Source organism: Roseomonas sp. CAU 1739, assembly GCF_039839775.1.
Lineage (GTDB): Bacteria > Pseudomonadota > Alphaproteobacteria > Acetobacterales > Acetobacteraceae > Neoroseomonas.
Genome location: NZ_JBDOQQ010000039.1, coordinates 1 through 13,703, shown reverse-complemented (window position 1 = coordinate 13,703; position 13,703 = coordinate 1). Strand labels below are relative to the sequence as shown.

The 13,703-nt window shown below is 67.4% G+C and carries 13 protein-coding genes; 6 read left to right on the top strand and 7 right to left on the bottom strand.

Annotation, left to right across the window (positions count from 1 at the left end):
• The first annotated feature begins 1,993 nt into the window (after nt 1-1,993).
• The 6 genes from AAFN86_RS29150 to AAFN86_RS29125 are packed head-to-tail and all read left to right on the top strand — an operon-like array spanning nt 1,994 to nt 8,085.
• Nucleotides 1,994-3,607 carry an ABC transporter substrate-binding protein gene (locus tag AAFN86_RS29150; protein WP_347547209.1) on the top strand — a complete coding sequence of 538 codons (1,614 nt, stop codon included), beginning with the start codon at nt 1,994-1,996 and terminating at the stop codon, nt 3,605-3,607.
• Complete coding sequence (locus AAFN86_RS29145) at nt 3,604-4,596, top strand: ABC transporter ATP-binding protein (protein ID WP_408906641.1); 993 nt, start codon at nt 3,604-3,606, stop codon at nt 4,594-4,596. The genes AAFN86_RS29150 and AAFN86_RS29145 overlap by 4 nt, the downstream gene beginning before the upstream one ends.
• Nucleotides 4,593-5,567, top strand: coding sequence for an ABC transporter ATP-binding protein (locus AAFN86_RS29140; protein ID WP_347547207.1), 975 nt, complete (start codon nt 4,593-4,595; stop codon nt 5,565-5,567). The genes AAFN86_RS29145 and AAFN86_RS29140 overlap by 4 nt, the downstream gene beginning before the upstream one ends.
• Nucleotides 5,568-6,503 carry an ABC transporter permease gene (locus AAFN86_RS29135; RefSeq protein WP_347547206.1) on the top strand — a complete coding sequence of 312 codons (936 nt, stop codon included), beginning with the start codon at nt 5,568-5,570 and terminating at the stop codon, nt 6,501-6,503.
• Between the two features lie 2 nt (nt 6,504-6,505).
• Nucleotides 6,506-7,330 (top strand): ABC transporter permease, encoded by an 825-nt coding sequence (locus AAFN86_RS29130; protein ID WP_347547204.1) that lies wholly within the window; start codon nt 6,506-6,508, stop codon nt 7,328-7,330.
• Between the two features lie 8 nt (nt 7,331-7,338).
• The gene (locus tag AAFN86_RS29125) at nt 7,339-8,085 is read left to right on the top strand and encodes a glycerophosphodiester phosphodiesterase family protein (RefSeq protein ID WP_347547212.1); all 747 of its coding nucleotides are present in this window, start codon (nt 7,339-7,341) and stop codon (nt 8,083-8,085) included.
• A 225-nt stretch (nt 8,086-8,310) separates the two neighbouring features.
• On the opposite strand, the gene AAFN86_RS29120 is transcribed toward AAFN86_RS29125, so the two are convergent.
• The 7 genes from AAFN86_RS29120 to AAFN86_RS29090 form a co-directional block, all read right to left on the bottom strand.
• Nucleotides 8,311-8,700 carry a hypothetical protein gene (locus tag AAFN86_RS29120; RefSeq protein WP_347547202.1) on the bottom strand — a complete coding sequence of 130 codons (390 nt, stop codon included), beginning with the start codon at nt 8,698-8,700 and terminating at the stop codon, nt 8,311-8,313.
• A complete protein-coding gene (locus AAFN86_RS29115) occupies nt 8,697-9,917 on the bottom strand; it encodes a recombinase family protein (protein WP_347547210.1) in 1,221 nt (406 codons plus the stop codon). Before AAFN86_RS29115 ends, AAFN86_RS29120 begins: the two co-directional genes overlap by 4 nt.
• 26 nt (nt 9,918-9,943) lie before the next feature.
• Nucleotides 9,944-10,075 (bottom strand): hypothetical protein, encoded by a 132-nt coding sequence (locus AAFN86_RS29110; protein ID WP_347547201.1) that lies wholly within the window; start codon nt 10,073-10,075, stop codon nt 9,944-9,946.
• On the bottom strand, nt 10,072-10,833 hold the full coding sequence (locus tag AAFN86_RS29105) for a DUF3489 domain-containing protein (protein ID WP_347547199.1): 762 nt from the start codon (nt 10,831-10,833) through the stop codon (nt 10,072-10,074). The genes AAFN86_RS29110 and AAFN86_RS29105 overlap by 4 nt, the downstream gene beginning before the upstream one ends.
• Before the next feature lie 155 nt (nt 10,834-10,988).
• The gene (locus AAFN86_RS29100) at nt 10,989-11,168 is read right to left on the bottom strand and encodes a hypothetical protein (RefSeq protein ID WP_347547198.1); all 180 of its coding nucleotides are present in this window, start codon (nt 11,166-11,168) and stop codon (nt 10,989-10,991) included.
• A 21-nt stretch (nt 11,169-11,189) separates the two neighbouring features.
• Nucleotides 11,190-12,776, bottom strand: a complete 1,587-nt coding sequence (locus tag AAFN86_RS29095) for an ABC transporter substrate-binding protein (protein WP_408906642.1) — start codon at nt 12,774-12,776, stop codon at nt 11,190-11,192.
• A 400-nt stretch (nt 12,777-13,176) separates the two neighbouring features.
• Complete coding sequence (locus tag AAFN86_RS29090; RefSeq protein WP_347547194.1) at nt 13,177-13,365, bottom strand: hypothetical protein; 189 nt, start codon at nt 13,363-13,365, stop codon at nt 13,177-13,179.
• Nucleotides 13,366-13,703 lie beyond the last annotated feature (338 nt).

The following is a 13,703-nucleotide window of genomic DNA, read 5'->3' as shown; positions in this document are numbered from 1 at the left end:
CGATTTCGAGCGGCATTGCCGCATCGCTGCCGCCTTTGTCCGCATGGCCATGATCCGCATCATGCTGCGGCGCCTCGCCGCAACGCCCTCAATGTGAATCCAAACTTCCCGGATGGGCTCTCACAACCAGTCTCTTCTGTACGGCAGACCGCGCTGAGACGCAGGTTTGGTCGTGGTTTGCGCGCGGATCTTGATGGTTCGAGGGCGCAACCACCGCGGAATTTCGGCCGGAGAGAGCGGAGAGTCTCCGAACCTTGAGGGTAGGTCGATTTTACCCTCAAGCTTAAGCCGTTGAGCGTGCACCGTATTTTTGTGGCGTTGCTCGGGGAATTCAGTACCTCGACCGCCTGAGCAATACTTCATTGATGCGAACCGTTGATTCGGCCCCAAGATTTGAGCCGACGCGCTGCCGCGTCCGAATCGATGCACGAACCTGAAATTGCTGATGGACGACAAGGACTACGTCTTCGCCCGCTTCAAGGACGACAAGCCTGCGGCCAATGACCGGCGCGAGCTGCTGAACATTCCTCGGAAGGGTTCAGCTGCCGGCAATAGGGTTGTCGAGGTCGTGCATGTGCGGTCGGGCGGCGCCGTCAGAGAACGATCACCCCGCCTGGGTGGGCATGTCCGCGCTGCGTCGTGGGAAGGCGGCTTTCCGGCAAAGCAGACCGCCTCGGCTTCTCCGCCCGTCCAGCCGGTGACTGCCGAGACAGCGCAGCGGGTAACCCACGTCATGCTCGCCTGGGAGCCAGCGGCGGATGTGATTGACGCGGCAGCGTCCGCCCCAATCGAGCAGCCTGTCGGTGCAGCGCGCCGGGGCCCGGCCGGCCTCGCAAACAACCTCCTCCGTGTCAGCACCTTTGGAACCTGCAGAGGCCCCCGGCGAGGAACTCGACGTTGCGCCGCGCCGCGACTCGGAGCGGCCACGCAAAGGAGCGTCCATCGCGTCGATCAGGCGCGTCGCCGACCCGTTCGACGCTGCCGACGACGGCGCGAACCGCATGCGGTGCGGTTACGCAGTTGAGCGCGAGCGGGAGAAGCGCGGGCTAATGACATGCCTCGCCTGCGGGTAGGCCGGCTGGGCAGTCCGCGTCGATATGGTTGTGGCCGCGTCGCAGTCGGGCCTCGATCAGCTCCGGGCGCGGCGCCCTGCTTTCCGCTTATCCAATGCCTTGGACCGCTTTCCCTTAGGGACAACGTGAATCGTTGCGGGGATGCCTTCCGTCCCAATATAGCGCTGGAGCGTCGCGCTAGGCGCGAAGTGCGGATAGGCACTCGGACCGTTCGGCCAGGTTCGCGCGAAGGTGGCGACTTCTGCATGATCGTGCCTGCAAATGGTCTGGACGAGGAAAGACGTCGCCTCGGCCGGCCGCAACCGCAGTTGGCGCAGCAGGTGAATGTGCCATTCGCGGGCACGCATTGGGCACCAGTCGACCAAGGATTCCTGGAGGGCTCGGCGCACTTCGACGGGCAGCTTCCTCATACGCCCGGTACGGGTCGCCCTTCAGCTTGCTGTAGGGTTTGGTGGCCATGCTATTATCCATGCCCGGCTTCTAACGAAAGGAAGACTTTCGGGGAACCGTAGAGCCCGCCTGGTGCACGGCACCTATGTCACCTCGCTGGGCGAAACCGCAGTTCCGCTCTCATGGCTGAGCGTGGCCGTCACCGGACCGGTGGCTTTTTGGGTAAACGGTCACCAAACGGCGGTGCAAACTGCCCCTCCGTTCGTTCTCGACAGAGCAATTCAATGACCAGACCCCATCTTTCTGGCAGACAGTTGGTCAAAGCTCGAGGCAACGCTACTCGGCGGCCGGTGAGGGATTACCAACGCAACTCGGGTTTTTCACCGCTCGCGTCTGGAACCAGTCCGGACGCTAGGGAGCGTCCCACTCTCGCCATCATGTGGCGTGGGTGAGGTGAGCATGCCTCGTCCCTCCTGACAGGCCTCGAAAGGTTGCCTATCATTTCCCTTCGCGGAGGAAAGAACCGGGACATGAGCGTGCATTTGACGCGGCGCTTGGCGCTCACCGCAGCGGTCACGTTGCCGCGGCTTGCTTTTGCGCAGGCAGACCAGCGCTCCGCCATTACCGTGGCGGTGCAGAAGCTGGCGAACAGCAACGTGCTGGAACCGCTGCGCGAGCAGTCGAATGTCGGCACGCGCATCTCAGGCAGCTTCAGCGAGAGCCTGGTGGATATGGACTGGCTCGGCGATTTGTCGCTGCGCCCGTCGCTTGCGGAATCCTGGCGGCGCATCGACCACCACACCGTCGAGTTCACGCTGCGCCAAAATGCACGCTTCCATGACGGCAGGCCGGTGACGGCGGAGGACGTCGTCTTCTCCTTCGGCCCCGAGCGCATGTGGGGCAGTGGCGAGCAGAGCCGCAACATGTTTGGCGCAACCCCCGGCCGCACCCAGGGCAAGGCGCCGCCGCCCGAGGTGCCGGCCATCGCCCGCCGCGCCTATCCGGCCTTCGAGAGGTTCGAGATCGTCGATGCGCGCACGGTGCGGTGGGTCAACAAGACGCCGGACGTGACGCTGGAAGGCCGGCTGGCGCGCAGCATCGGCGTCATCATGTCGCAATCGGCCTTCGACGCCGCGCCGTCCTGGCTCGACTGGGCGCGCAAGCCGGTCGGCACCGGGCCCTATCGCGTCGTCGAGTTCCGCCCGGACCAGTCGCTAACGCTCGCCGCCTTCGATGACCATTGGGCCGGCCGACCGCCGCTGCGCCAGATCCGCTTCGTCGAGGTGCCGGAGGTGTCGAGCCGCATCAACATGCTGCTCTCCGGTGAGGCGGATTTCGCCTGTGACATCCCGCCCGACCAGATCTCGACCGTGCAGGGCAGCCCGCGGCATGAGGTGGTCGGCGGCACTGTGATGAACCACCGCATCTCGGTGTTCGACAAGAACCAGCCGGCGCTGCGCAACCCACTGCTACGCCGCGCCATGACGCATGCGATCGACCGCCAATCCATCGTCGATGCGCTGTGGGATGGCCGCACCAGCGTGCCCAAGGGGCTGCAGTTCGAATTCTATGGCAACATGTTCATCCGCGACTGGGAGGTGCCGAAATTCGACCTCGCCGAGGCGCGCCGACTAGTGCGCGAGGCCGGATATCGCGGCGAGCCGATCCCCTATCGCCTGCTCAACAACTACTACACCGCGCAGGTGGCGACGGCGCAGATCCTCGTCGAGGGCTGGCGCCAGGCCGGCATCAACGTCGCCATCGAGATGCGCGAGAACTTCCCCCAGGTGTTGTCCAACCAGGGTAGCCGCGGCATCTGGGACTGGTCGAATTCCGCGGCCTTCAACGACCCCGTCTCATCCCTGCCGAACAACCACGGGCCGCAGGGGCAGCAATGGCAGGTCGGCGCGTGGCGCAACGACGAATTCGGCCGGTTGTCGGAAGTACTCGACACCTCGGTCGATCACGACGAGCGCCGCCGCGCCTATCGGCGGATGCTGGTGATCGCCGAGCGTGAGGACCCCGCCTATACGGTGCTGCACCAGACGACGAACCTGACGGCGAAGCGGCGCGACATCGCCTGGAAGCCGGCGCAGTCCTTTTTCATGGATTTCACCGCGAACAACTGGGGCCGCCGCGCTTGACGACTGTGCCACTGGTCCAGATCGCTGGGCTGCGGGTCGATTTCGCGGGCGTGCCCGCACTGCAGGGCGTGGATCTCGCGGTCGGGCCGGGCGAGGCGGTTGGCTTGGTGGGTGAATCCGGCTGCGGCAAGTCGGTCACCTGGCTCGCCGCGCTGGGTCTGCTGCCGGGCAAGGCGCGAGTGACCGGTAGCGTGATCCTGGACGGGCAGGAATTGCTGGGCGCGCCGATGCCGGTGCTTGACCGCGTGCGCGGCGGACAGGTCGCGATGATCTTCCAGGACCCCGCGAGCAGCCTCAACCCCGTCCACCGCGTTGGCCGCCAGGTGGTGGAGGCCCTGCGCCTGCATCGCGGCATGGGTGGCGCGGCCGCGCGGGCCGAGGCGCGGCGGCTGTTCGACCAGGTCGGCATCCCGGACGCGGCGAACCGCGTCGATGCCTACCCGCATGAACTCTCCGGCGGGCAAAACCAACGCGTGATGATCGCGATGGCGCTCGCGGGGCGCCCGAAGCTGCTGGTGGCGGATGAACCGACCACCGCGCTGGACGTGACCATCCAGGCACAGATCCTGGACCTGCTGGCGACGCTGCGGCGGGAGACGGGGATGGCGCTGGTGCTGATCTCCCACGATCTCGGCGTGGTGGCGGAAACCTGCGAGCGCCTCGTGGTGATGTATGCCGGGCATGTGGTGGAGGAGGTGACCGCCGCGCGGCTGTTCAGCGCGCCGGCGCATCCCTACACGCAGGGGCTGCTGTCCGCCCTGCCGCCGCTGGAAGGGTTGGCGCGGCAGCGCCTACCGGCGATCCCGGGCAGCGTGCCCGACCCGCGCGCGCTGCCGCCGGGCTGCGCCTTCGGCCCGCGCTGCCCGCGCCACGCGGCGGTATGCGATGAAGCCTTGCCGCCCCTGGTCGACGTCACGGCGGGCCAGCGTGCCGCCTGCCGTATCCTCGGTGCCGATCTGCCGCCGGCCTTCGGGTTGGTCGCGGCATGACGGCGCTGCTGGAAGCAGAAGGGCTGGTACGGCGTTACGAGATGCGTCGCGGATGGCTCGGCCGGCAGGTGGAACTGCGCGCGGTGGACGGCGTTTCGCTGCGGTTGGAACGTGGCGAGACGCTGGGGTTGGTCGGCGAATCCGGCTGCGGGAAGTCCACCACGGGGCGGCTCGTACTTGGGCTGGAGGCGCCAGATGAGGGCAGCGTCCGCTTCGACGGCGCGCCGGTGCCACGCGTCGGATCGGCCGCGTGGCGCGCTCAGCGGGCGCGGATGCAGATGGTGTTTCAGGACCCGCTCGGCGCGCTGGACCGGCGGCTGACCATCGGCGTGCAAATCGCGGAACCGCTCGATATCCACGGCATCGGCGGCGCGAAGGACCGGGTGGAAGGGCTGCTGCGCGATGTCGGGCTGCGCGCGGATTTCGCGACGCGCTATCCGCATGAATTGTCCGGCGGGCAGCGGCAGCGCGTGGTGCTGGCCCGCGCGCTGGCCACCGATCCCGCGTTGCTGGTCTGTGACGAGCCGATCAGTGCGCTCGACGTGTCCGTCCAGGCGCAGGTGATGAACCTGCTAATTGACCTGCAGGCGGAACGGCATTTGACCATGCTGTTCATCAGCCACGACCTGCGCGCGGTGCGGCAGGTGAGCCATCGCGTCGCGGTGATGTATCTCGGCCGCATCGTCGAGGAGGGCGAACCGGACGCCGTGCTGCGCGAACCTGCCCATCCCTATGCGCGGGCGCTGGTCTCGGCCATCCCGCGTCCCGGCAAGCCGGCGCAGCGGCAGGTCTTGCTGGGTGACCCGCCCAACCCCGCCGCGCGCCCACCGGGCTGCGCCTTCCATCCACGTTGCCCCGTAGCCGTCAGCATGTGCCGCAGCGTCATCCCGGAGCTGAAGCCGCGCGTCTTGGACGGGCGCCGCGTCGCCTGCCATGTCGCGCAGAGCGATGCGATGGGAGTTGCCGCGTAGATGCTGCGCTTCATTGCCGGGCGCCTGCTGCGCGCCGCGCTGACCATCGTCATGGTCGTGACCTTTGCTTTCGTCGTGCTGCGCCTCTCGGGGGACCCGGCGCTTCTGATCCTGAGCGTGGATGCACCGCCCGAGGCGGTCGCCGCCTTTCGCGAAGCCTGGGGTTTGGACCGACCCTTGTGGGTGCAGTATCTCAGTTACTTCGGCGCCATCCTGCAGGGCGATCTCGGGCAATCCATGCGGGACGGGCGCGATGCGATCGACCTGGTGGCCGAACGCATTCCTGCGACACTCGCACTGACGCTGCCAGCCCTCGCATTGAAGATCGGCATTGGCATCCCGGCCGGTGTCTATGCTGCGCTGCATCGCAATTCCGCCACCGACCGCATCGTGATGGTGATGGCGGTGGCGGGCTTCGCGGTCCCGTCCTTCGTGCTGGGGCTGTTGCTGGTGCTGGTGTTTGCGGTGCAGTTGGGGTGGCTGCCCTCGGGCGGTCAGGAGTCCTGGCGGCACGCGATCCTGCCGGTGATCACGCTCGGCGTCGGCGGGGCCGCGGTCCTGGCGCGATTCACCCGGTCCGCGATGCTGGAGGTACTCGGCCAACCCTATATCCGTACGGCGAGTGCGAAAGGTGTGCCCTGGCGCGCGGTGGTGCGTGGCCACGCGCTGCCCAACGCCGCCATCCCGACCGTGACCATCGTCGGCTTCATGGTGGGCAGCCTGATCGCGGGGGCGGTGGTTGTGGAAAGCGTCTTCTCCTGGCCCGGCGTGGGGCGGCTGCTGGTGGTCGCAGTGTCCAACCGCGACCTCGCGGTGGTGCAATGCATCCTGTTGCTGGTGGCAGCAACGATGGTGACGTCCAATTTCGTCGTCGATCTGCTCTACGGCCTGCTCGACCCGCGGCTGCGCACGGCGCGCAGCGCGGGGAAGGGCTAGGCATGCGCCGCATCCCGCCCCTGGTGCTGTTGGCGCTGATCTGGGTCGTGCTGATGCTCGGCGTGGCGATCTTCGCCGATGCGGTCGCGCCGTACACCTATACCGCGCTCGATCTGCGTGCGCGACTGTCGCCGCCGGTCGGCTTCGGCGGTGGCTGGGCGCATCCGTTCGGCACGGATGAATTGGGGCGCGACGTGCTCTCGCGGCTGGTGCATTCGATCCGCATGTCGCTGCTGATTGCTTTCGGCGCCTGCATCATCGCGGCGGTGCTCGGCACGGTGCTCGGCTTCCTGGCGGCGCATTTCCGTGGCGCCGTGGAACATGTCGTGCTCGCTCTGGTGGACTTTCAGGCGAGCATGCCCTTCCTGGTGCTGGCACTTTCCGTTCTGGCCTTCTTCGGCAATTCGCTGCTGCTGTTCATCTGCCTGCTCGGGCTGCATGGGTGGGAACGATACGCGCGCATCGCGCGGGGGCTCGCCATTAGCGCCGGCGCGCAGGGGTATGCGGCCGCGGTGCGGCAGTTGGGCGCCTCGCCGGTCCGCATCTATGGGCGCCACATCCTGCCCAACATCGCCAGCACGCTGATCGTGTCCATGACGCTCGCCTTCCCCGAAATCGTGCTGCTGGAGAGCGGGCTGTCCTTCCTTGGGCTGGGTGTGCAGCCGCCGGCGACCTCGCTGGGGTCGATGGTCGGCTATGGGCGGGAATACCTGACGCGCGCGCCCTGGGTGCTGCTCGCCCCTTCCATCACCATCGTGCTGACGACGCTGGCGGTCTCGATCCTCGGGGATTGGCTGCGCGACCGGCTCGATCCCACGCTTCGCTGAACAGGACAATGCCCATGGCTCACCGTACCCTGATCGCCTCGCATCGCGGCGGCTCCTATCTTTGGCCCGAGAACAGCCTGATGGCGTTCCGCGAGACGGCGAAGCTGGCTGTGGACCAGGTCGAGTTCGACGTGCAGCTTTCGGCCGACGATGAATGCGTGGTGATCCACGACCCGATGCTGGACCGTACCACGGATGCACGCGGCCCGGTCCGCGGCCGGACGCTCGCCGAGCTGCGCCGCATCCGGTTGCGCGGCGCGCATGGGGAATGCATCCCTACGCTGGCAGAGGTGGTGGCGGTTTATCGCAACTCGCCGATCCTGCTGCGCGTCGAGATCAAAGCGGATGCGGAGCGCATCCACTATCCCGGCATTGGGCCGCGTGTGCTCGACGTGCTGGAGAAGGAGGGCGCGCTTAGCCGTGCCGCCATCACCTCCTTCCAGGCGCCGATGGTTGCGACGATCCGGGACACCGGGCGTTTTGGGGGCGCGCTGATCTGGCTTTGCGCGCCGCAGGTCTGGCGCGACATCGGGATGGCGGCGGTCTTCGGGACGGCGCTTGACTGCGGCGCCTCGGGTGTCGGCATCCACCACAGCCTGCTCAATGACGACGTCTTGGCGGCGGCGCGCGCCGCCGGCCTGTCGCCAGGCGCCTGGGGGTTGAGGGAGGAGTCGGATATCCAGCGCGTGCTGGACCTCGCGGTGGATGTGTTCACCAGTGATGATCCGGTGACTTCGTTAAAGCTACGAGGGTAGGCGGCCCAGAGTTCAGCCAGGATTCTCGTAGCCCATCGATTCCCCCGGAGGCCGAGGTCAGGATCGTTACCCTGCAACGTCCGGATAGCGCTGGCGGGCCGCCGTTGCGTCGGTGGGTGCAAGCAGTAGTCTTCCGCTCCCCGACTGATGTCCCGCGTTATGAGAGGCGGGGCGCACTCCACTGCATGACTGACCCGGGCGCAAAGCGGAAATGAGACACGCGACTCAACTGAACCTAAGATGTTCCTGTTGATGAACCCAGACCTCCGGGAACGGCTCGAGTAGCGTCGGCAGAGCAATGCCATCCGGTGTCTGCCCATCCATGATGGTCTCGATGATATGGGGCGCCAGCAACGTCAGTCGCAGCAGGTTGCCGAGATATCCGCGCTCGATTCGCTCCGCCGCCGCCATCTCGCTGATCGAGCCGTAACGCCCCTCATCGAGCAGCTGCTGGTACCGGAACGCCCGCGCCAGCGCTTTCACCAGCGCCGGATCGGTGCGTGTCGGAATCGCGGCCTCGCCATCGTCCCGGACCGGCGTCACCACCGTCTTCCGGCCCGGCCGCCGCCGAATCTTCAGCGGCACCCGCACCGTGATGCTCGTCGCGGCACTCATGCCGCGGCCTCCAGCGTGGCGGGCGCGACAACGCCGAGATCCCGGACCAAGCCGGCCAGCCCCTCAACGCGCAGCCGGATGGTGGCGCCGGAGGGTCCGACGACCACCCGCTCCACCAGCGCCCGCACAATCCGCGCTTGCTCCGCCGGGAACAGTTCCTCCCACAAGGGATCGAGCCGATGCAGGGCATCCCGAACCTCGAGTTCGGTCAGGTCCGGCGCCTCCCGCCGCGCTGCGAGCCAGGTGCCGACCTCGATTTCTGGCTGGCGCAGGAGGCCCCGGACCTGGTTAATCACCGCGCCTTCGATCTGCGCCGCGGAGATCCGCCGCACGATGCCGGCGTCTCCGGTGGCGTCGCCTTTCATCACCCGCTGCGCCACGTAGTAGCGATACAGCCTGCCCTTCTTCCTGGTGTGCGTTGGCGATAGCGCCCGCCCGTCAGCACCGTAGAGGAGGCCCTTCAGCAGCGCCGGTGCCTGCTGCCGGTTCTGCGCGGCGCGAGAGCGCGGGCTGCCCTGCAGCACGGCATGGGCCCGATCCCACAACTCCCGCGGCACGATGCCCTGGTGCTCGCCGGGATAGACCTGCCCCTTGTGCGTGGCCTCGCCGACATAGGTGCGGTTGTTCAACAGCTTGTAGATGTCGCCCTTATCCAGCGGCCGGCCCGCCTTGCTGGTGGCGCCCTCCGCCCGGAGGCGGGCCACTGTCTCGATGCCCGATCCGGTCTCGGCGAAGACCTCGAACACGCGGCGCACCCGCGGCGCCTCATCCTCGTTCACTACCAGCTTCCTGGCCACCACGACGTAGCCGAGTGGCACACGGCCGCCCATCCACATGCCGCGCGCCCGTGATGCTGCGAATTTGTCGCGGATCCGCTCGCCAATGACCTCACGTTCGAACTGGGCAAAGCTGAGCAGGATGTCGGCGGCGCGGATCGAGACGCCGTCCTCCAGCAATTGCGATAGGGTGTGGGCCCGGCGGGTGATCCGATCCAGCCGTGCTGCCACCAGGACGGCATCCAACTGCCTGCAGCGAGCCAGCGCCGCCTGGAACCCCAGCCGGCGGTCGTCCTTGCCCGACGCGATGTCCGAATACTCGGCAACAAGGTTCCAGCCCTGAGTCGCAACGAAGGCCCGGATGCGGGCTTGCTGGGCCTCCAAGCCCATCCCGCTCTGCCCCTGCTCAGCAGTCGAGACCCTGGTGAGCCCGACCGCCAGGCGAGGGCACTGCTAGCCGACACGCATCAGACGGCCTCGGCCGGGGAAGTTTCCCCAGCGATGCGGTAGATCGAGTAGGGGCCCTTCGCACCCTTCTTGTTCGGCCCGACCTGCTGGATCCGTTCCAACACCTCCACCGTGATGCCGCGACGCTTCAAGCCGGCGAGGAAGCCGCGGACGGTATGGGGCGCCAGGCGGTGGCGTCGATGATCTCAGCGATGGTGGTGCCCTGGTCGCGGCGCAGCAGGGTGAGCACGGTCTCCTGCTTGGTGCCGGTGCGGAGCTGAGGCGCGGCGGCGGGGTCGCGCGTGAGGCGCGGTGCCCTTGGGGAGGCAGCTAAGGCGTCGCGCAGGCCCGCGATGGCCTCGTCGAGCCCGTCTCGTTCCGGCGCATCCCAGGCGCCCACAACACTCGCTGCGGCCACCCGCAGCACGGCCGGGCGGACGTTGCCCCCGTGCGGACTCACACGCGGGCACTGAGGCCCTTGGGTGCCCTTGCCGCTGGTCGAGGGCGGAGCGAGCTCAAACGGCGCCAGTGTGTCTCCCACGGGCGCCGTGGGTAGAAGGGCCATTTCGGTCCGGGCGCTGTCGGTGTTCGCCGCGTCGGCAAGGTCGCCGGCCACCGGGTCCGCGCCTTGCGTCTCCGGTGCGGCCTCCGGCTCGACGGTGATCGCTGCCAGCCCCGCCGCGGTGATGCGCAGCGCGATCCAGGCACCGTCCTCATCCTGCCGCCAGCCCAGGGCGATGGCCTCGCGCGGTGCCGGTGCCCCTTCCAGCAGGCCCTTGGAGATCATGCTCCGTAAGACGGCCTGCCGTGCCGCGGCGGGTAGCTTGGCCGGCGGCTGAGCCAGCAGCGCATCGTGCTGGGCGGCCTGGCTGAGGATCACGCGCTGGGTGTCGGAAAGATTGCTCATCATCGGGCTCCGGTTCCGCACCCGATAATCCGGGTGCTACCGGCCCGAGCCCCGCAGCTGGAACATCAGCGGGGCAGCGCGGTGGTCTCCGTGCCCGCAACCATTCGCTCCGAAGCAGCGCGAAGCCAAGCGAAGGTCGCGATCAGAATGTTGCTCTTTCAACGGAAGTCTCTTGTCCCCGGCATCTTCACCCGCCGCGATCCCGGCTCCGGCCGCTTCACCTCATCCGCCCGACCAAGCACCTTCGCCGCCCAAGCTCCGTCATGCTGCCCATCGATCTGCGCCGGGGTGTAGAGCAGGCCGGATCGGACAATCAGTCGCGCCGCGACGAAGTGCATGCTATCGGCATGGCAGCTGCGCTAGTTCTTCTCCGCATTCCAGAACACCGGCACTGCACCCTTAAGCAAGCCGATGATGTTCCGCCGGAAGGCCGCCGGCGGCAGGTACTGGCCGAGCGGGATGAAGGGTACCATCTCGAAGGCCCGTTGCTGGATCTGGCGATCCAGGCGCTGCTGCTCCGCCTCGTCGGTGCTGTCCATCCAGGCCGTGCGCATAGCCTCGATCTGCGGATCGTCCGGCCAGCCGAACCACGCCGCCCGTCCGTTGCCTCGGACGTTGGAGGCGTTGATGGGATCCCGATACTCCGCCGCCGGAAAGCCGGCGGGAAACAGCGACCAGCCGCCCTTGTCGAGCGGCTCCATGCTGGCACGCCGCTGGACGACCGTGCCCCAGTCCATCGACTGCTCATCGAGGTTGAAGCCGGCCTCCCTGAGGCTCGCCGCCACCACGCTCGTCATGGCGTGGTAGAAGCTCTGGTCGGTCGGGTGCATCAGCACGATCCGCTCCCCGGCGTAGCCGGTGTCCGCCAGCATGCGCTTCACCTCGGCCAGGCTCGGCCTGTTGCGCACCGCCTCCATGCCCGCATCGTTGGCAGAGGGCGTGCCCGGCAGGAAATAGCCGACGGGCGCGCGGAACAGCGACCGGTCCTCGCCCATCGCCGCCGTCATGCAGGCGACCTGGTCGATCGCCGCCAGCATCACCCGGCGGATCGCCGGGTTGGCGGTCGGCCCCTGCAGGCTGTTCGGCCGGATCGCACCGAAGGTGCCGTAGCTGTCCAGCACCTCGACGCTGACGCCACGGGAGCGGCGCAGCAGCGGCAGCAGGTCCGGCAAGGGCTGGTCGAGCCAGTCGACCTCGCCATTGATCAGGGCATTGGCGGCGGTCGCCGCGTCCGGGATGAACCGCCATTCGACGCGGTCCACCAGCACGCGATAGCCGCCGGCGCAGAAGCTCGCCGGCTCGTTGCGCGGGCTGTAGCGATCGAACTTCGCGAAGACCGCGCGGCTGCCGGGTACGTATTCGTCGGCGACCCAGCGGAACGGGCCGCTGCCGATGATCTCAGGCACCTGGCGATAGGGATCGGTCAGGGCCAGCCGCTCCGGCATGATCACCGGCGTCGGTTGCGTTTTCGCCAGCGCGTAGGGCAGCGAGGCGAAAGGCTTGTTCAACCGGAATACCAGGGTCCGGTCGTCGATCGCCTCCAGCGCGTCGAGCCGGGCTTCGATGGTCTGGCCGATCGGATCGCGCTTCATCCAGCGGCGGATCGACGCGACGCAGTCGCGTGCCCTGACCGGTTCGCCATCATGGAACAGCAACCCGTCGCGCAGCCTCATCGTCCAGCGTTTGCCGTTGTCCTCGACGTTATGGCCTTCCACCATCTGCGGACGGGCGCTGAGGCGCTCGTCGCGGCCATAGAGGGTCTCCCAGAGCATCGCGCCGGCGTTTCTCGTGACGACAGCTGTCGTCCAGACCGGATCGAGTGTGGCCATGCTGGCCTGCGGCACGTGGATCAGGGTCTTGGACTCGGCACCAAGAGCCGGGGTGGCGAGACGGCCACTTGGTGTCAGGGCCGCAGCTGCTCCGAAAAGCAGTCGTCGACGTTGCATGGCAGTATTCCTCCGACGGGCCATTGCGAACGAGCCTGGTTTTGTTCGAAGGAGGTTAACACGTTGAAGTGTTGTGCAAAGCAGTTCGATCAAGAGCCATGTCAGATTGACGAGACGGTGTGCTCCACAAGTAGGTGTGTGCCGTCGGGAGGGCCGCGTTGCGGGACGCGCCGGCAGCCGCCCTGACGTGGTGGCAAAGGTGGTCGCCGCGCCTGCCGGCCCACTGCGACCTTTGTCTCAACGTTGCGGTACGGATCCACAGGCGGGCAGCGCCAGGTCGAGGATCTGACGTACTCAGTGGTCGTCAGACTCCGCGGCGTTCGCAGCGCATCGCGGTATGATATCAGCACTCACGCAGCCGCTCGGCTTCGCGAACGACGGATCTGGCGCCATCCTGGCCCTACCACCAGTCGAGGCTGGGGAGCTCGCGCGGGCGAGGGATTTCGGCCAGCAGACCCTTCGTCACAAGGCTGCGCAGGACGGCGTTTCGCGCCGCGGACGGCAAGTTGCGCGGTGGCAGTGCCAGCAGACCTCCATGATGCGCGGCCTTGCTGAGGATCATGCGCTGGGTGTCGGATAGCTTTGTCATCGTCCGGCTCCGGTTCCGCATCCGAGGATCCGGATGCTGCCAGCCCAAGCCTCGCGGTTCAGGCTTCAGCGGGGCTACGCCGCACTCTCCGCGCCGCGGACCGCTCGCGCTCTCTCCGCGCGAAGCCACGCGAAGGGTGCGATCGGGATGTTGCTTGCTGCTGACTTCGCGCGGATCGGCTTCGGCGGACAGGTCGAGGTCGTTGGGTCCGGGATCTAAGAGCCCATCCGGGAAGTTTGGATTCACATTGAGGGCGTTGCGGCGAGGCGCCGCAGCATGATGCGGATCATGGCCATGCGGACAAAGGCGGCAGCGATGCGGCAATGCCGCTCGAAATC

Excerpts from the sequence above, each read along its gene's own strand:
- AAFN86_RS29150 (WP_347547209.1), top strand. The coding sequence starts at position 1,994 with ATGAGCGTGCATTTGACGCGGCGCTTGGCGCTCACCGCAGCGGTCACG.
- AAFN86_RS29140 (WP_347547207.1), top strand. The coding sequence starts at position 4,593 with ATGACGGCGCTGCTGGAAGCAGAAGGGCTGGTACGGCGTTACGAGATG.
- AAFN86_RS29135 (WP_347547206.1), top strand. The coding sequence starts at position 5,568 with ATGCTGCGCTTCATTGCCGGGCGCCTGCTGCGCGCCGCGCTGACCATC.
- AAFN86_RS29130 (WP_347547204.1), top strand. The coding sequence starts at position 6,506 with ATGCGCCGCATCCCGCCCCTGGTGCTGTTGGCGCTGATCTGGGTCGTG.
- AAFN86_RS29125 (WP_347547212.1), top strand. The coding sequence starts at position 7,339 with ATGCCCATGGCTCACCGTACCCTGATCGCCTCGCATCGCGGCGGCTCC.
- AAFN86_RS29120 (WP_347547202.1), bottom strand. The coding sequence starts at position 8,700 with ATGAGTGCCGCGACGAGCATCACGGTGCGGGTGCCGCTGAAGATTCGG.
- AAFN86_RS29105 (WP_347547199.1), bottom strand. The coding sequence starts at position 10,833 with ATGATGAGCAATCTTTCCGACACCCAGCGCGTGATCCTCAGCCAGGCC.
- AAFN86_RS29100 (WP_347547198.1), bottom strand. The coding sequence starts at position 11,168 with ATGCACTTCGTCGCGGCGCGACTGATTGTCCGATCCGGCCTGCTCTAC.
- AAFN86_RS29095 (WP_408906642.1), bottom strand. The coding sequence starts at position 12,776 with ATGCAACGTCGACGACTGCTTTTCGGAGCAGCTGCGGCCCTGACACCA.
- AAFN86_RS29090 (WP_347547194.1), bottom strand. The coding sequence starts at position 13,365 with ATGACAAAGCTATCCGACACCCAGCGCATGATCCTCAGCAAGGCCGCG.